This window comes from Pseudomonas bubulae (assembly GCF_037023725.1).
Taxonomy (GTDB): Bacteria; Pseudomonadota; Gammaproteobacteria; order Pseudomonadales; family Pseudomonadaceae; genus Aquipseudomonas; species Aquipseudomonas bubulae.
In genome coordinates this window covers 192,031-207,855 of sequence record NZ_CP146077.1, presented here as the reverse complement: position 1 = coordinate 207,855, position 15,825 = coordinate 192,031, and the positions used below count along the sequence as shown (strand labels likewise).

The 15,825-nt window shown below is 60.8% G+C and carries 15 protein-coding genes; 9 read left to right on the top strand and 6 right to left on the bottom strand.

Translation table 11 applies throughout. The features are described 5' to 3' along the window. The first annotated feature begins 132 nt into the window (after positions 1–132). Positions 133–837, top strand: coding sequence for a membrane integrity-associated transporter subunit PqiC (locus tag V6L81_RS01010; RefSeq protein WP_179292897.1), 705 nt, complete (start codon positions 133–135; stop codon positions 835–837). A gap of 211 nt (positions 838–1,048) precedes the next feature. Here the strand turns inward: V6L81_RS01010 and V6L81_RS01005 are convergent, their stop codons facing one another. After that, entirely contained in the window at positions 1,049–2,596 is a 1,548-nt protein-coding gene (locus V6L81_RS01005) for an AhpA/YtjB family protein (protein ID WP_095000943.1), read from the bottom strand. A gap of 132 nt (positions 2,597–2,728) precedes the next feature. Here V6L81_RS01005 and serB point away from each other — a divergent pair, with 132 nt between their 5' ends. Further along, a complete protein-coding gene (gene serB / locus V6L81_RS01000; protein ID WP_095000944.1) occupies positions 2,729–3,943 on the top strand; it encodes a phosphoserine phosphatase SerB in 1,215 nt (404 codons plus the stop codon). Between the two features lie 115 nt (positions 3,944–4,058). Here serB and asd read toward each other — a convergent pair whose 3' ends face one another. From asd to V6L81_RS00985, 3 genes are read right to left on the bottom strand one after another with little or no spacing between them, the layout of a single operon-like run. Next, the gene (asd, locus tag V6L81_RS00995; protein ID WP_338660418.1) at positions 4,059–4,925 is read right to left on the bottom strand and encodes an archaetidylserine decarboxylase; all 867 of its coding nucleotides are present in this window, start codon (positions 4,923–4,925) and stop codon (positions 4,059–4,061) included. A gap of 9 nt (positions 4,926–4,934) precedes the next feature. Continuing rightward, positions 4,935–5,762, bottom strand: a complete 828-nt coding sequence (locus V6L81_RS00990) for a rhodanese-like domain-containing protein (protein ID WP_095017684.1) — start codon at positions 5,760–5,762, stop codon at positions 4,935–4,937. A gap of 36 nt (positions 5,763–5,798) precedes the next feature. Then, the gene (locus V6L81_RS00985) at positions 5,799–7,337 is read right to left on the bottom strand and encodes an HDOD domain-containing protein (protein WP_095000945.1); all 1,539 of its coding nucleotides are present in this window, start codon (positions 7,335–7,337) and stop codon (positions 5,799–5,801) included. Positions 7,338–7,489: 152 nt separating this feature from the next. On the opposite strand from V6L81_RS00985, the gene motA reads away from it, so the two are divergent. Together motA and motB are read left to right on the top strand one after the other, a co-directional pair. Then, positions 7,490–8,341 carry a flagellar motor stator protein MotA gene (gene motA, locus V6L81_RS00980; protein ID WP_095000946.1) on the top strand — a complete coding sequence of 284 codons (852 nt, stop codon included), beginning with the start codon at positions 7,490–7,492 and terminating at the stop codon, positions 8,339–8,341. Between the two features lie 3 nt (positions 8,342–8,344). Next, positions 8,345–9,331 (top strand): flagellar motor protein MotB, encoded by a 987-nt coding sequence (gene motB / locus V6L81_RS00975; RefSeq protein ID WP_095000947.1) that lies wholly within the window; start codon positions 8,345–8,347, stop codon positions 9,329–9,331. A gap of 109 nt (positions 9,332–9,440) precedes the next feature. On the opposite strand, the gene rsgA is transcribed toward motB, so the two are convergent. After that, positions 9,441–10,472: a small ribosomal subunit biogenesis GTPase RsgA gene (gene rsgA, locus V6L81_RS00970; RefSeq protein ID WP_095000948.1), complete on the bottom strand. Its 1,032-nt coding sequence runs from the start codon at positions 10,470–10,472 to the stop codon at positions 9,441–9,443. 106 nt (positions 10,473–10,578) lie between these two features. Here rsgA and orn point away from each other — a divergent pair, with 106 nt between their 5' ends. Both orn and V6L81_RS00960 read left to right on the top strand, forming a co-directional pair. Continuing rightward, the gene (gene orn / locus V6L81_RS00965) at positions 10,579–11,121 is read left to right on the top strand and encodes an oligoribonuclease (RefSeq protein ID WP_086799078.1); all 543 of its coding nucleotides are present in this window, start codon (positions 10,579–10,581) and stop codon (positions 11,119–11,121) included. Between the two features lie 184 nt (positions 11,122–11,305). Beyond that, entirely contained in the window at positions 11,306–11,917 is a 612-nt protein-coding gene (locus V6L81_RS00960; protein ID WP_019826256.1) for a trimeric intracellular cation channel family protein, read from the top strand. Between the two features lie 23 nt (positions 11,918–11,940). On the opposite strand, the gene queG is transcribed toward V6L81_RS00960, so the two are convergent. Then, positions 11,941–13,008, bottom strand: a complete 1,068-nt coding sequence (gene queG, locus V6L81_RS00955) for a tRNA epoxyqueuosine(34) reductase QueG (protein ID WP_095020195.1) — start codon at positions 13,006–13,008, stop codon at positions 11,941–11,943. 62 nt (positions 13,009–13,070) lie between these two features. Between queG and V6L81_RS00950 the strand changes: the two genes are divergently transcribed. From V6L81_RS00950 to V6L81_RS00940, 3 genes are read left to right on the top strand one after another with little or no spacing between them, the layout of a single operon-like run. Next, positions 13,071–13,931: an NAD(P)H-hydrate dehydratase gene (locus V6L81_RS00950; RefSeq protein WP_317757285.1), complete on the top strand. Its 861-nt coding sequence runs from the start codon at positions 13,071–13,073 to the stop codon at positions 13,929–13,931. Continuing rightward, a complete protein-coding gene (gene tsaE / locus V6L81_RS00945; protein WP_016783300.1) occupies positions 13,919–14,389 on the top strand; it encodes a tRNA (adenosine(37)-N6)-threonylcarbamoyltransferase complex ATPase subunit type 1 TsaE in 471 nt (156 codons plus the stop codon). The genes V6L81_RS00950 and tsaE overlap by 13 nt, the downstream gene beginning before the upstream one ends. A gap of 2 nt (positions 14,390–14,391) precedes the next feature. Further along, positions 14,392–15,813, top strand: coding sequence for an N-acetylmuramoyl-L-alanine amidase (locus V6L81_RS00940; protein WP_198417412.1), 1,422 nt, complete (start codon positions 14,392–14,394; stop codon positions 15,811–15,813). The last annotated feature ends 12 nt before the right edge of the window (positions 15,814–15,825 follow it).

Here is a 15,825-nt window from a genome sequence, read left to right as displayed (position 1 = left end):
ACAGCGCTGGAGTCATGCCCAATATTCGCGGATGATATGCCGCGTTAGCGGCACGGCTTATGGCAATGTGCTTTGCGAGCCTTTCGAGAATTACACTGCGGCTCGCCCTGAGGCGGCCACCTGGATGGAATGATGAACGTTCTACGCCTTCCTTTAATTGCGTTGCTGACCGGTGTGTTGGGTCTGGCGGGGTGCAGCACGCACCAGCCAGCGGCCTTGTACCAGCTGGACAGCGGCAGCCCCGGCCAGCCCGCGCAAAGCGCCGGCATGGCTGTGGTACTTGGCCCGATCAGCGTGGCCGACTACCTGCAACGCGAAACCTTGCTGCAACGCCAGCCTGATGGCAGTTTGAGCGCTGCGACTGACGGACGATGGGCGGGTAGCCTGTCGGCAGATATCGACCAGCTGCTGGTGCGCCAACTGGCATGGCGCCTGGACAGCCAGCGTGTGGTCCAGGCCCCGGCACCTGCGGGCTTCAGCCCGGATGTGCAAGTGTTGTTGTCGATCACTCGGCTGGACTCGGGCAAGGATCTGCCTGCAGTGCTGGACGCACAATGGCGCTTGATTGACCGTCGCGGGCAAGTGCGTGACAACCGCATCGTGCACCTGGAGCAGCCGCACGGGGGCAGTACGGCGGACCAGGTCAAGGCTCAGGGCAAGTTGTTGCAACAGTTGAGCGAGCAATTGGCGGTGGCACTCAAGCCTCTGGCCAACCAGCCGCCTCTGGTGGAAGCGCCCAAGGCGCCGTCCAAGGCAGCCCCCAAGCAGGGTGCGGATAAACCTCGTATCCCGATGGCCTCACCGATACGCACGGATATGGAAATCTTCCGCTTCTGAGGCTGTGGCCAGAAACAAAAAAATCCCGCACATGTGCGGGATTTTTTATGGCAGGTCAAAAGCCCCTCACCACGCCTCTCCCGTAGGGAGGGGGGACTGATCATGTGGTTTTTGGATTCACTGCCCATCAGTCAGGCTGCAATAGAGCACAAGCATCCCCCAATCAGTTCCCTCTCCCTCCGGGAGAGGGTGAGGGTGCTCTTGGCTTTGGCTACCCGCGACTCTCATGCATCCGCGCCAGCTGGCGCTCCAGCATCGAAGGATAAGGCTCCATCAGGCGCTCTACGCAGCAGGCGCCTTCCGGGCTGGCAATCGGGCGGATTCGGGCGCGCTGGCGGATCAGCGGGTCATCGCTGATCTTGCGCTCTACCAGCAACAGGTTGCGGCTGTGTTGCGACAAGGCCAGTGCATCCTGCGCCGTTTCGGTCAGCAGCAGGTCAATCTGACTCATGCCGCTCAGGCCTTCACCCAGCACCAGGCCCAGTTGCAATTGCAGGGTAATGCCGCTGTCTGCCACTTCGATTTGCAGGGCGTGACCCAATGCACGCAGCAGCTCGCCGCAGCAAATGGCGTTGGTCAGGTAGTCGTCGCCGCTGTCTTCACTGTGGAACAGCATCAGTGTGCTGCCATCGTTCAGCGTATGCAGTTCGCTTTGGTATAGCGAGGCTGCCTGGTTCAGACAATCACGATAGCGTTCCAGCAGTTCCATCAATCGGGCGCGGGGCAGGCGGCGCAATTGCTCCTGTGCCCCCAGTTGCACCGCGAGTACGGCACTCGGTTGCGGCGCCGCAGATGCGACCGGTTTTGGTTTGGCCAGGGCAACCGGCGCGGCACTCGCCGTGCTGGTGTCGCGCAGGTCGGCAAACGGGTCTTCGTCGTCGTTCTCGTCTTCTTCGGTGCTCACCAACTGTCGAGGTGCAGCCTTGGGCGCAGGTGCCGCTGCAGTCTCATCGAACGTCGGGTCACTCAGGTTGCGCACTTCAAAGCTCGGCTCGTTGTCTTCGGCCTCTTCGTAGTCGCTGTCGTCGTAGTCGTCTTCTTCTGGTTCTGGCTCAGGCTCTGGTGCCGGAGGGGCCAGGCGGGTGTGGAGCTGACGAGCCAGGTCGCCGATCTCATCCTGGCGCTGGATGGCCGGGGTGTAAGGATCGGGTTCGCGCAGCCATACCCGCAGTTGCAGCAGGGGCGTGGTGATATGACGGCCCAGACGCAAGCTTAAGGCCAGGGCAAGGGCCAGCAGGATGGCACTCAAAATGCCCATGCTTTGCAGGCTGATGGTCATCGGCTGCTCGAACTGGTGCATGTCCAGGCTGATGCGCAGATGCCCAGCGGTCACATCCTGAAAGGTGATCTTGGTTTGATACACACCCTCGGTTTCGCCCAGCAGGCCATTTTTGGGACGTTGCCCGGCTTCGGCGAGGATACGGTTATCCACGCTATAAATGGCCGCGTGGGCCACCAGCGGGTTTTTGGTCAGGTTGTTGAGCAGCACGTTGAGGCTGAGGATGTCGTTTGACACCAGCAGCTCGGTCGCCGAGGTGGCGGTTTGCGTGGTCAGGCTCTGCCCCAGGGCGTCGGCCTGTTCGTGCATGGCCTGCTTGAATTGCAGGCCCATGACCACGGCATAGATGACCAGTGCCAGGGCGACCAGGATCACGTTATGGCTGGCGATACGCAGAGCAAGCGGAACGCGGCGATCGCGCAGGGCCCGGAAGATCAGCAGGAAGAAGTTATCGGTTTTGACAGGCGATGGCCGGTTCACTGAGCGCGGCTCTTAGTCCGTTAAGTTGGTGCGCAGTATAGCGAGCGGCCTGAGGGCGGCAAAGCCTTGGCGGTGCCCGATGGTCACTGAAAGTGGGTAGAATGCGTTTTTTTTAGCGAATGGGGGTGTGCCTTGCGCGAAATCGTCCTGATAAACATCACAGGTGAGGACCGTCCGGGTCTCACTGCGGCCATTACCGGTGTACTGGCCAGCAATGGTGTGAATATTCTCGACATCGGTCAGGCCGCCATCCATGGCGTTTTGTCATTGGGTTTTCTGGTCGAAATTCCACAAGCCGAGCTGGTTTCGGCAGTGCTCAAGGACCTGCAGCCCTTAATCGCGAAGGAAGGTTTGCAGCTGCGTTTCGACCCGATCAGCGAAGAGCATTACCAGCGCTGGGTCCACGAACAAAGCCAGACCCGGCATGTGGTCACGCTGATGAGCCGCCAGGTGACCGCCCATGAGCTGCAGCGCGTGACATCGGTGATCAGCCAGCACGGTTTGAACATTGAGCAGACGGATCGCCTGTCCGGTCGCGTGCCGCTGGATGCGTCGACCGAGTCGAGCAAAAGCTGCATCGAGCTGCGTGTGTGTGGCGAGCCTGTGGATGTTGACGCGCTGCGTGCCGATTTCTTCAACCTGGCCCAGGAGCTGGGCGTGGATATCGCCCTGCAGGAAGACACCCTGTTCCGTCGCAATCGCCGCCTGGCGGTGTTCGACATGGACTCGACGCTGATCGAAGCTGAAGTGATCGACGAGCTGGCCAAGGCGGCAGGCGTGGGGGATCAAGTGGCGGCCATCACCGAGCGCGCGATGGCTGGCGAACTGGATTTCAAGGCCAGTTTCAAGGAGCGCATGGCGCTGCTCAAGGGCCTGGACGTGGGCGTGCTGGATGCCATCGGTGCTTCGTTGCGCCTGACCGAGGGCGCTGAAGTGCTGTTCGCCGAGCTCAAGCGTCTGGGTTACAAAACTGCGATCCTGTCAGGCGGTTTCACCTACTTTGCCAAACAAGTGCAGGCCAGGCTGGGCATCGACTATGTCTTTGCCAACGAACTGGAAGTGGTGGACGGCAAGGTGACCGGTGTTGCGGTCGAACCGATTGTTGATGCCCAGCGCAAGGCAGATTTGCTGCGCGAACTGGCACAAAAGGAAGGCTTGAGCCTGGAGCAGACCATTGCGGTCGGTGATGGCGCCAATGATTTGCCGATGCTGGCGATTGCCGGGCTGGGTGTGGCATTCCGTGCCAAGCCGCTGGTCAAGAAATCGGCCAAGCACGCAATTTCGACTTTGGGCCTGGATGGCGTGCTGTACCTGCTCGGTCAGCGTGACCGTAACAGCCAGGGCTGAGCCCCCCTGTAAATGACCTGTGGGAGCGAGCTTGCCCGCGATTGCATCACCTCGGTGAATCAGATGCACCGAGTTGCCAGCATCGCGAGCAAGCCCGCTCCCACAGGGTTATGGGTTATTCGGCGTGCGCCGATGCACCCATTTTCTGACCCATCATCACCGGCGTTCCTGCCGTCAGGCCTTCGGCCCATTTCACCTGATCCGCGCCAAACAGCACGATCGCCGTCGAACCCAGTTTGAAACGACCCAGCTCGGCACCTTTTTCCAGGTGGATCGGCGCACGGGCAGCTTCGTCGTAACGGAAGGTTTTCAGCTCGCGTTTCGGCGGGGTAACCAGACCGGCAAACACGGTTTCAATGGATGCCACGATCATGGCACCGACCAATACCACGGCCATCGGGCCGCGCTCGGTGTCAAAAATGCACACCGCACGCTCGTTGCGGGCAAACAGCTCCGGCACGTTTTCGGCGGTGGTCTGGTTGACCGAGAACAGGCGCCCCGGCACGTAGATCATTTCACGCAGGGTGCCCGCCAGTGGCATGTGCACGCGGTGGTAGTCCTTGGGCGACAGGTAGATGGTGGCAAATTCGCCGCCCATAAACTGGGCTGCTACTGCAGCATCGCCACCCACCAGCTCCAGCACGCTGTAGCTGTGGCCCTTGGCCTGGAACACGCGGCCGTGTTCGATCGGGCCCAGCTGGCTGACCGCGCCATCGGCAGGGCTTAGCACCGCACCCGGAGTTTGATCCAGCGGGCGGGCGCCGTCTTTCAGGGCGCGGGTAAAGAAGGCGTTGAAGTGCTCGTAGGCGGTCACGTCTTCAACCAGGGCCTGGGACATGTCTACCTGATAACGCTTGGCGAACCAGCTGGTGAACGCATTCTTGAACCAGCGTACGCGGCATTCGGCAATACAGCCGGCCAGGCGTGACAGCAGGTGATGCGGCAACAGGTACTGACTGAGGAGGAACAAACGCTTTTTCATTCAAGGTCCTTAATTTTTTACAGGTAGCTCGACGGGGGTGTCGGGGTGGTTGCCCCATTCGCCCCAGGAGCCGGCGTAGCCTTTGACGCGCGGGTAACCGAGCGCCTTGGCGACGAGATAGGTAAAGCCGGAACGGTGGTGGGTCTGGCAGTGGGTAATCACTTCTTTGTCTGGCGTGATGCCCAGATCCTTGAGGATCTGCGCCATGTCCGGGCGGATACGCAGGTTACGGGTTTTATCCATGCCGGTGGTCCACTCAAGATGCTTGGCCCCGGGGATATGCCCGCCCTTGGCCGCCAGCACTTTTTCGCCGCTGTATTCGGCGGCACTGCGTGCATCCCAGATCGCCAGGTCGGCGGCGCCCAGGCGGCTTTGCAGGTACTCGCGGGTGGCAGTAGGTTCATCGTGCAAGGTCAGCGCCACCGGGCCATTGACGGCGGCAGGCACGTCCTGACTGAGGGCATAGCCTTCGCCAATCCAGGCGTGAATGCCCCCGTCCAGATAGTGGTATGCCTTGTGCCCGATTACATCAAGCAGCCAGATAAACCGCCCGGCCCAGCCGCCGCCTTCGTCGTCATAGACCACATAGACCGCGTCGGGATTGTGCCCCAGCTCGCCGAACAGGGTTTCGAGTGACGCTTGCGACGGCAGCAGGCCGGGTGCCGGTGGCAAGCCCAGTTGCGTGCGTTTCGGGTCGACAAAACGGGCGCCCGGAATATGCCCGGCCTCGTAGCGTGCAACACTGGTCAGGTCAACCAGGATCAGTTCGGGTGCGTCGAGCCGGGCGAGCAGGTCGCCGGGCTCGATCACTAATGGCAAGCCAGAGAAGCCAGGCATAGGAAGCCTCCAGAGCAAAAAGGGGGGATTGTAGCGCTAGCGCCCGCGACTACTAAAGGTATTCAAGGCTTTCTCGATGCATTGGGCCGTTTTGCCAAAGGCTTGCACGCTGGTTTCGGAAAATGGCCCGCCGCCCTGGTCTGCCAGTATGAGCATGACCACGCGACCGTTATTGCTCAGCGAGCGTAGCAGCAGATGCTCGCCGGGGAACAGGCTGCGCAGGCTGTAGGGCAAGACTGCGGAGATCACCGCGTTGTTTTCGGGCGTCAGGCGCACTTGTGCAGGTTGCATCATCAGGCGTTGCAGCGCGGTGCTGTCACTGATGTTGACGGTCAGGTCGAAGGCGGTTCTGCCCAGGCCGGCAATCTGGTTGACGCTCAGGCTGGTCGAGGTCTTGTCGGGGGTGAGTATCATCACCCGGCGCATGCCGCACGCCTGCAAGGCTTCGCGGGCACAGGTGCTCAGATGCATCGGGTTGCTGAATGCGCTGGGTTGCTCCAGCAGCTGCCCGCAATGTTTGCGCCAGGCGACGAGTGCCTCGGCCGAGGGAGGCGGGGCTGCCTGCGAATTGTCCCCGTTGCGGCGTGAGTCCCACGGCCAGAGCAATGCCTGGGCCGGATGCCAAAGGTCGGGGCTGGAGTGATAGCGCGCGCTGCTCGCGGCCTGCTGGTGTGCCTGCTGCTGAACTTCGTCCAGGGGCATTTGCAGGTAAAGGCTGGTGACGTACTGCCAGCGCAGGTTGTGCGGTGTGTCCCAGCCCTGCTGGGCTGACAGCGCCAGGCAGTTGGCCAGCAACACACTGTTGGCAGGCTGGTTGAGCCAGCGCCGCAGGGCCGGGTCGGCGTCCAGCAGTTGTTGCTGACGCAGGGGGTGATGGGTGTCGCGGGCGATATGCAGCACCCTGACCAGGGTGCGGCGCTCTTCGGTGATCACCGTATAACCTTGCATCACCCACCCCGGCAGACGCCACAGCTCGGCCAGGCTGCGGCAGATATCAAACAGTGGCACACCAAAAAGCTGGCGCTCGACTTTACTGGCGCACTCATTGTGCCCGACCACCCGCCGTTCCCAGGTTTCGAGCAGCAGTGGGTGGGTCAGTGCCAGGGCCCATAGCGGTGACAGAAACAGCAGGCTGCTCCAGTAGATTTCCTGCCAGAGCCGCGCCAGGCGATTGCCGAACAGGCCAATGGCCTGTTGTGCGGCGTGCTGGCTGATCAGCTGGATTTGTCGGTAGGCCAGCGGGATATCCTCGATCGCCAGCGCCGGCACATGTTCAAGCAGCATCTGGGTGCGTTTGAGGCCCAGGCGGTTGATCGCCACTTCAAGGCTCTCGGCCGGCTCGCTCAGGCTGCTTTGGGCTTGCTGGTTGGCCTCGCGGATCAGTCTGAGGGCCAGCGCCGGGCTGTCCTGCATAACCTCGGCAATTTCGCGTAACGAGCGGCGACTGTCGTTGAGGGTCTTGAAGACCCGCGCATGGCTGGTTTGCGGGATCGGCAGATCGACGGCGTCCAGGTGTGCAACCCAGGCATCCAGGGTGGTGGGTGTTGATATCGGTGCGCGGGTTTCGTTGGCCATAATGAGGACGCGATGATCATCCAATCTGGGGGTCGAATGGCTTTTCGGCTCTACCGGCTATAGTCTGGCGCAGATTCGCCGATAAGGAGAAGAAGAGTTTTAGCTACGCTGGAATATGACCTTGAACCGACCCAAGAAGTACTTTTATATCTATGGCTAAAATTATCGGCATCATCGTCGTGTTCGCGAGTGTGCTCGGCGGATACGTACTTTCCCACGGCAAAATCGGGGCGCTGATCCAGCCGTTCGAGGTTTTGATCATCGGCGGTGCGGCCTTCGGTGCGTTCCTGCAAGCCAACCCCGGTTACATGACCATGCATGTGATCAAAAAATCACTGGGCATGTTCGGTTCGCGTTTCTCCCACGCTTTTTATCTTGAAGTGTTGGGCCTGGTTTACGAGATTCTCAACAAAAGTCGTCGCGAAGGCATGATGGCCATCGAGAGCGACATTGAAGACGCGGCCGCCAGCCCTATCTTCGCCAAATACCCCACTGTCCTTAAAGATGAGCGCATGACCGCGTTTATCTGCGATTACCTGCGCATCATGTCCTCGGGCAACATGGCCCCCCACGAGCTTGAGGGGTTGTTTGACATGGAGCTGTATAACCTCAAGGAAGAGCTGGAGCATCCTTCCCACGCCGTTACCGGTATCGCCGACGGCATGCCGGGTTTCGGTATCGTCGCCGCGGTACTGGGTATTGTGGTGACCATGGCCTCGCTGGGCGAAGGTGATCAGGCGGCCATCGGCATGCACGTTGGCGCCGCGCTGGTAGGTACCTTCTTCGGTATTTTGGCGGCCTATGGTTTCTTCGGTCCGTTGGCGACGTCTTTGGCTCACGATGCCAAGGAAGAACTCAACGTGTATGAATCGATCAAGGCCTCGCTGGTGGCTTCGGCCTCAGGCATGCCGCCGTCGCTGGCGGTCGAGTTTGGTCGCAAGGTCCTGTACCCCAAGCACCGGCCCAGTTTTTCCGAGCTGGAACAAGTGGTTCGTGGTCGCTGATTTATGGAAAACAACCAGCCCATAATCATCAAGCGCGTCAAGCGCTACGCCGCAGGCCATCACGGTGGCGCCTGGAAAATCGCCTTTGCCGACTTCGCCACGGCGATGATGGCGTTCTTTCTGGTGATGTGGCTGATGACGGCGGCCACGCCCGAGCAAAAGATCGCCATTGGTGGTTATTTCAAAGATCCGATCGGATTCAGCGAAAGCGGCACGCCCTACGTCATCGACCTGGGCGGCACTCCGGCCTTGGCGCCGGACAACACCCTCAACCCTGAAGAAAAACTGCAGCCCCAGCCCGACAAGATCAAGGTAGATGCCGAGCAGGTTGAAAGCATGGCCGAGCAGGTCGAGAAAGAGCGCCTCGAACTGCTGTTGCAGGAGTTGCAGAACAAGGTCGAAGAAAACCCGCAGCTGCGCAAGTTCAAGGATCAGTTGCTGTTTGAAATCACCCCGGACGGCCTGCGTATCCAGATCATGGATGCCGCAAACCGGCCGATGTTTGACGTGGGCAGTGCACGGCTCAAACCGTACTTCGAAGATATTTTGCTGGCCATGGCCGACACCATCAAGGCAGTACCCAACAAGGTCAGCATCAGCGGCCACACCGATGCCATGCCTTATGCGGGGGGCGGTGATTACGGCAATTGGGAGTTGTCGGCCAACCGTGCCAATGCTGCGCGGCGTGCGCTGGTGGCGGGCAGCTACCCGGAAGGGCAGATTGCGCGGGTGGTGGGTTATGCCTCGTCAGTGCTGTTCGACACGGCTAACCCCAATAATCCGGTCAACCGTCGTATCGACATTGTGGTGCTGAACAAAAAGGCCCAGCAGGCGATTGAAGGCGAGCAGGGTGCGGAGTCAGTCAAGCCCCAGGAACTGCCCAAGGCGCCAGTTGACCCGATCAAGCTGCCCGCCGACAAACAGCCACTGCCGATGCATGAAGAACGGCAGAAGCTGAATCTGTTTGACGACCCGCCGCCCTCACCCTAACCCTCTCCCAGAGGGAGAGGGGACTGAGCGCACGCGGCTTCAAGAGCACTGACAATTTGCCCCCTCTCCCTCCGGGAGAGGGTTGGGGTGAGGGGGCTTCTGGCCTGAATCAGTAACTCGACTCAGGCAAGCTGGCAATGATCGAGCGATAGCTGTTCATGCGCTGTTGCTGCACGCGGCCATCTTCCAGGGCCATCAGCAATGCACAGCCCGGCTCGCGGTCATGCTTGCAGTCGCGGAAGCGGCAACGGCCGATCAGGTCGTTGAACTCGATGAACCCCGCCTCGACATCGGCACGGCTGACGTGGCCCAGGCCGAACTCACGAATACCCGGGGAGTCGATCAGATCGCCGCCGCCCGGGAAGTGGAACAAGCGCGCCGTGGTCGTGGTGTGCGTACCCTGGCCGGAAATCTCCGAGAGCGGCCCGACCCGAAGGTTGACCTCAGGCAGCAGGCTGTTGACCAGGGACGACTTGCCAACGCCCGACTGACCCACAAACACACTGATATGGCCGTCCAGTTGCGCTTGCAACTGCTGCATGCCATCGCCGTGATGGGCCGACACTTCCAGCACCGGATAACCCAGTTGACGATAAACCCCCAGCAACGCATTCAGCGCCGGTGCGTTCTGCTCGTCGATCAGGTCAGCCTTGTTGAGCAGCAACAGCGGGCGAATCCCGGCGTGCTCGGCAGCGACGAGATAGCGGTCGATCAGGTTGGCGTGCGGCTCGGGCATGGGCGCGAACACAATCACGATCATGTCGACGTTGGCAGCAACCGGCTTGAGCTGGCCACGGCTGTCAGGGCGGCACAGCTCGGTCTTGCGCGGCAACTGGGCGACGATAACGCCGATGCCCTGATTGCCGGCGCGCCACACAACCGTGTCACCGGTTACCAGAGCGGGCAGGTTGGCGCGCAGGTGGCAACGGAACATCTGGCCTTTGAGCTCACCTTCCTGGGCTTCGACTTCGACCTGCACACCAAAGTGCGCGATCACCAGGCCAAGTTGCTCGGGGCCTAAATCGCCGCCTTCAAGCGCTTCGACGGCACTGGATTCGCGTTTGGCGGCGCGGGCAGCGCGCTCGCCCTGGATCTTTTCGATGCGCCAATTCTGACGACGGTTGAGCTGGCGTTTGGCCATGGGTGTTCCGTGTTGATAAAACGATAAGAAGGGTAAAACGCCGGGGAGTTTAGCACGAGGGCCGCGTGCCTAAGCTAAACTGCGCACCTAAGCACTGGAGGCCATTATGCAAAACGCGCAGAACCTGATCTGGATCGACCTGGAAATGACCGGTCTGGACCCTGACAACGACGTCATTATTGAAATGGCCACCATCGTTACCGACAGCAACCTCAATACCCTGGCCGAAGGCCCGGTCATCGCCATCCACCATAGTGATGCCGTGCTGGCGCGCATGGACGAGTGGAATACCCGCACCCACGGCGGCAGCGGCCTGACCCAGCGGGTCAAGGACAGCACCACCACTATGGCCGAAGCCGAAGCGCAGACCATCGCGTTCCTTGAACAGTGGGTACCCAAAGGCAAATCGCCGATCTGCGGCAACAGCATCTGCCAGGACCGCCGCTTCCTGTACACCCACATGAAAGCCCTGGAGAGCTACTTTCACTACCGCAACCTGGACGTTTCGACGCTCAAGGAACTGGTTGCACGCTGGGCGCCGGAAGTACGCGACAGCCTGGTGAAAAAGGGTACGCATCTGGCGCTGGACGACATTCGCGAGTCGATTGCCGAGCTGCAACACTACCGCAAGCATTTCATCAAATTCTAAGCTGCCGTTGATCCCCCTGTGGCAGCGGGCTTGCTCGCGATGCAAGCGACTCGGTACATCTACCGAACCGCAGCGAAGCCGTCGCGAGCAAGCCCGCTCCCACAAAGAACAGTATTTGTTGCCCGCTTTTGGTGCCAATGCCAACTGAGAGTAGACTGCGCGCCTTCTTGCAAGGATCGCTGCCATGTTGCTGATGCTTTATTTAGTTGCCATTACTGCCGAAGCCATGACCGGCGCGCTGTCTGCCGGGCGTCGGGGCATGGACTGGTTCGGCGTGGTGCTGATTGCCTGCGTCACCGCGCTAGGCGGCGGTTCGGTGCGTGACGTCCTGTTGGGGCACTACCCGCTGACCTGGGTCAAACACCCGGAATACCTGGTACTGACCACGTTCGCTGCATTGGTGACGATCTTTATCGCGCCCTTGATGCGTCATCTGCGCTCGCTGTTTCTGGTGCTTGATGCCCTGGGGCTGGTAGCGTTTACCCTGATCGGCTGCATGACCGCGCTGGAGATGGGCCAGGGCATGCTGGTGGCTTCGGTGAGCGGAGTGATTACCGGGGTCTTTGGCGGCATCCTTCGTGACATCTTCTGCAACGACATTCCGTTGATCTTCCGTCGCGAGCTGTATGCCAGCGTTTCGTTTGCTGCGGCGTGGTGTTTCTTGTTGTGTACTTATCTGGAAATGCCCAACGAACAGGCGATTTTCGTCACCTTGTTCGGCGGGCTGCTGCTGCGTTTGCTGGCGATCCGCTTTAACTGGGAAATGCCCAAGTTCGTTTATAACGACGAGCATTAAGCAACTGTGGCAGCGGGCTTGGCTCAGGCCCGCTTGGCGTGTTGTGTCAGCGCCCACTCCACATGCTCGCGCACCAGCTCCGACGGGTAGTCACGCCGCGCATTCAGGGCTTCCAGCACCGGGATCGTCGACGGCGCATTACCCAGGCCCACAGCCAGGTTGCGCAGCCAGCGCTCGTACCCGGCCCGGCGTAGCGGCGAACCTTCGGTGCTGCTCAGGAATGTGTCTTCATCCCACATAAACAGCTCGGCCAAGCCGGCATTGTCCAGGTTATGCCGTGGCTTGAAGTCCCCTTCTGCGGTGGTGCGGGCAAAACGGTTCCAGGGGCAGACGATCTGGCAGTCATCGCAGCCGAATACCCGGTTGCCGATCATCGAGCGCAATTCTTCAGGGATCGCGGTTTTCAGCTCGATGGTCAGGTACGAAATGCATTTGCGCGCATCCAGCACATAAGGCCCGACAAAGGCATTGGTGGGGCAGATGTCCAGGCAGGCGGTGCAGCGCCCGCAGTGTTCGGTTTCGTGGGGGGCGTCGACCGGTAGCGGCAAATCGACAAACAGCTCGCTCAGGAAGAAGTAGCTGCCCGCCTTGCGATTGAGCACCAGGGTGTTCTTGCCGATCCAGCCCAGACCCGCCTGTTGCGCGATGGCCTTTTCCAGTACCGGGGCGCTGTCGACAAAGGCGCGGAAGCCAAACGGGCCAATGTCCTTCTGGATGCGGTCGGCCAGTTGTTGCACGCGCTTGCGGATCAGCTTGTGATAATCGCGGCCCAGGGCATAACGTGAAACGTAGGCTTTTTCCGGTTGGGCCAGCAGCTGCGCCATATGAGTGTCACCGGGCAGGTAGTCCATGCGCAGGGAAATCACGCGCACTGTGCCGGGCACCAGCTCTTGCGGGTGTGAACGCTTGCTGCCGTGGGCGGCCATGTAGTCCATGTCGCCGTGGTAGCCGGCTTCCAGCCAGCGTTGCAGATGGTGTTCGTGTTCTCCCAGGTCGAGGCCGGCAATGGCGACTTGTTGAAAGCCCAACTCGCGGCCCCATTCCTTGATGGATCGGGCGAGAGCGGGGAGGTCGGCAGTAATAGCAGGCATGGGACAAGAGAAACCGGAGCTGAGATGCGTATAATTCTGCCAGACATCGGAGCCAAACACGCATGCCGCAGACCAAACACCTGTTAGCCGACCCCCAAGCCCTTAGCGCAGATAATCTGGCGCCACTACCTCGACGAGCCCCGAGCGCCCATAAAGGCCAGTTCGGGCATGTGCTGCTGGTGGGTGGCGATCGTGGATTTGGCGGCTCGATTACCCTCAGCGCCCAGGCTGCACTACGCTGTGGCGCTGGCCTGGTATCCCTGGCCACGCGCCCCGAGCACGTGCCTGCTGCGCTGGTGCGGGTGCCCGAGGTGATGGTGCTCGGCGTATCGTCGGCCAACCAGTTGATGGGCGTACTGGCGCAGGCTTCGGTGGTCGTGGTGGGACCGGGTTTGGGGCAGGCGCCCTGGGGGCGCAGTCTGTTGTCGGCCGCGGCACAGGCAAAAATGCCGCAGGTGTGGGATGCCGATGCGCTTAATTTGTTGTCCAACGCAGTCATCACGCTGGCACCAGGGTCGGTGATGACCCCGCACCCGGGTGAAGCCGCACGCTTGCTGGGTATCAGCACCGGGCAGGTACAGGCCGATCGACCGGCTGCGGCCAGGGCGTTGGTTAAAAAATACTCAGCAGTGTGCGTCCTTAAAGGTGCAGGCAGTCTGATTGCAGGGCTCAATGGTGAATTGGCCATTTGCAGTCACGGCCATCCGGCAATGGCTACGGCCGGTCTTGGGGATGTGCTGGCAGGCGTGATCGGCGCGCTGCTGGCTCAGGGGTTGGGCGCTTATGACGCCGCATGCCTGGCGGTGTGGCTGCATGCCCGCGCCGGTGAGCAACAAGGACAATTGGGCCGTGGGCTGGCGGCCAGTGATTTGATTCCAGTCATTCGTCAGTTGTTGGAGGAACACGCACCGTGCACGAAATAACACTACAACTGGCCGACGAAGAGGCCATGACCGCATTTGGCGCGCGCCTGGCCACTGTCACTCAAGGTCACGGCCTGATTTTTCTCGACGGCGACCTGGGTATGGGTAAAACCACCCTGTCACGTGGCCTGATTCGCGGCCTTGGTCACACGGGTTCGGTCAAAAGCCCGACCTTCACATTGGTCGAGCCCTACGAGATTGGCGATATTCGGGCCTTCCACTTTGACCTGTATCGGCTGGTCGACCCGGAAGAGCTGGAATATATGGGGATTCGCGATTATTTCGACGAAGACGCCCTATGCTTGATCGAGTGGCCCGATAAAGGTGCAGGCTTTTTGCCAAAGCCTGACCTGACCATTACCATTAGGCCGCATAACACCGGGCGTTTGCTGACGCTGACGCCCCAAGGTTCTCGTGGCGAGTCTTGGTGTGCCGCATTGGCGCCGGAATACAAATAATGATGGGGTTTGGTATGCGCTTTCGCGCGTTAGCAAGTGTGGTGGGTGTGTTGCTCAGTGTCATGGCATTCAATGCTGTGGCCGCAACCCAGGTCAAGAGCGTGCGTCTATGGCGGGCGCCGGATAACACTCGACTGGTTTTTGATCTTACCGGGCCGGTGCAGCACAGTGTGTTTACGCTGACCGCACCTGATCGTCTGGTCATCGACATCAATGGCGCGACCCTGGGCGGGCCGCTGAATGTGCAAACAGCCAATACGCCAATCACCAGCATGCGCTCGGCGCAGCGTACCCCCACCGACCTGCGCGTGGTTATCGACCTGAAAAAGGCCGTGACCCCGAAAAGTTTCGTTCTGGCGCCCAATGCCCAGTACGGCAACCGCCTGGTGGTCGACCTGTATGACCAGGGCGCCGATCTGGCGCCAAGCCTGCCGGCCACCAACGTGGCAACGGTGCCGGTGGTGCCGGTGACGCCCGCGCAACCCGACGTTAAATTGCCGCCGATCCCGAGCGGTAAACGCAGCGTGGTGGTGGTGATCGATGCCGGCCACGGCGGTGAAGACCCGGGGGCCTCGGGCTCGGCTGGCCAGCGTGAAAAAGATGTGGTGTTGGCGATTGCCAAAGAACTGCAGCGCCAGATCAACGGCATGAAAGGCTTCAGGGCCGAGCTGACGCGTACCGGCGACTACTTTATCCCGCTGCGTGGCCGCACCGAAATCGCCCGCAAGAAAGGCGCCGACCTGTTTGTCTCGATCCACGCCGATGCTGCACCGTCCAAGGCTGCCTTTGGTGCTTCGGTGTTTGCCCTGTCTGAACGCGGCGCGACTTCCGAGACGGCGCGCTGGCTGGCCGACAGCGAAAACCGCTCCGACCTGATCGGTGGCGCAGGCAACGTCAGCCTCGATGACAAGGACCGCATGCTGGCGGGTGTATTGCTTGACCTGTCGATGACCGCGTCGCTGACCTCCAGCCTCAACGTCGGGCAAAAAGTGCTGAGCAACATAGGTCGGGTCACCCCGCTGCACAAGCAGCGCGTGGAGCAGGCCGGGTTTATGGTGCTGAAGTCGCCGGACATTCCGTCGATTCTCGTCGAGACCGGGTTTATCTCGAACTCCAACGAAGCGTCCAAGCTGGCTTCGAGCAGTCACCAGCAAGCGCTGGCCCGTTCGATCAGCAGCGGCGTACGCCAGTTCTTCCAGCAAAATCCGCCGCCGGGCACTTATATCGCCTGGCTGCGTGACACCGGCAAAATCGCCCAGGGTGCCCGCGAACACACGGTTCGCCCCGGCGAAACCCTGGCGATGATCGCTGTACGCTATCAAGTGGGCGTGGCGACATTGCGCTCGAGCAACAGCCTGAAAACCGATGAGCTGAAGGTCGGCCAGAACCTGAATATTCCGGCAACTGCCCTGGCGGCACAGTAATGAGTGATGAAG

What these genes read in the sequence shown, in the direction of transcription:
- queG (WP_095020195.1), bottom strand. Translation starts at nt 13,008, where the DNA reads ATGCCTGCTATTACTGCCGACCTCCCCGCTCTCGCCCGATCCATCAAG.
- V6L81_RS00990 (WP_095017684.1), bottom strand. Translation starts at nt 5,762, where the DNA reads ATGCCTGGCTTCTCTGGCTTGCCATTAGTGATCGAGCCCGGCGACCTG.
- V6L81_RS00950 (WP_317757285.1), top strand. Translation starts at nt 13,071, where the DNA reads ATGCCGCAGACCAAACACCTGTTAGCCGACCCCCAAGCCCTTAGCGCA.
- V6L81_RS01010 (WP_179292897.1), top strand. Translation starts at nt 133, where the DNA reads ATGAACGTTCTACGCCTTCCTTTAATTGCGTTGCTGACCGGTGTGTTG.
- asd (WP_338660418.1), bottom strand. Translation starts at nt 4,925, where the DNA reads ATGAAAAAGCGTTTGTTCCTCCTCAGTCAGTACCTGTTGCCGCATCAC.
- V6L81_RS00985 (WP_095000945.1), bottom strand. Translation starts at nt 7,337, where the DNA reads ATGGCCAACGAAACCCGCGCACCGATATCAACACCCACCACCCTGGAT.
- motA (WP_095000946.1), top strand. Translation starts at nt 7,490, where the DNA reads ATGGCTAAAATTATCGGCATCATCGTCGTGTTCGCGAGTGTGCTCGGC.
- orn (WP_086799078.1), top strand. Translation starts at nt 10,579, where the DNA reads ATGCAAAACGCGCAGAACCTGATCTGGATCGACCTGGAAATGACCGGT.
- motB (WP_095000947.1), top strand. Translation starts at nt 8,345, where the DNA reads ATGGAAAACAACCAGCCCATAATCATCAAGCGCGTCAAGCGCTACGCC.
- rsgA (WP_095000948.1), bottom strand. Translation starts at nt 10,472, where the DNA reads ATGGCCAAACGCCAGCTCAACCGTCGTCAGAATTGGCGCATCGAAAAG.
- V6L81_RS00960 (WP_019826256.1), top strand. Translation starts at nt 11,306, where the DNA reads ATGTTGCTGATGCTTTATTTAGTTGCCATTACTGCCGAAGCCATGACC.
- V6L81_RS00940 (WP_198417412.1), top strand. Translation starts at nt 14,392, where the DNA reads ATGGGGTTTGGTATGCGCTTTCGCGCGTTAGCAAGTGTGGTGGGTGTG.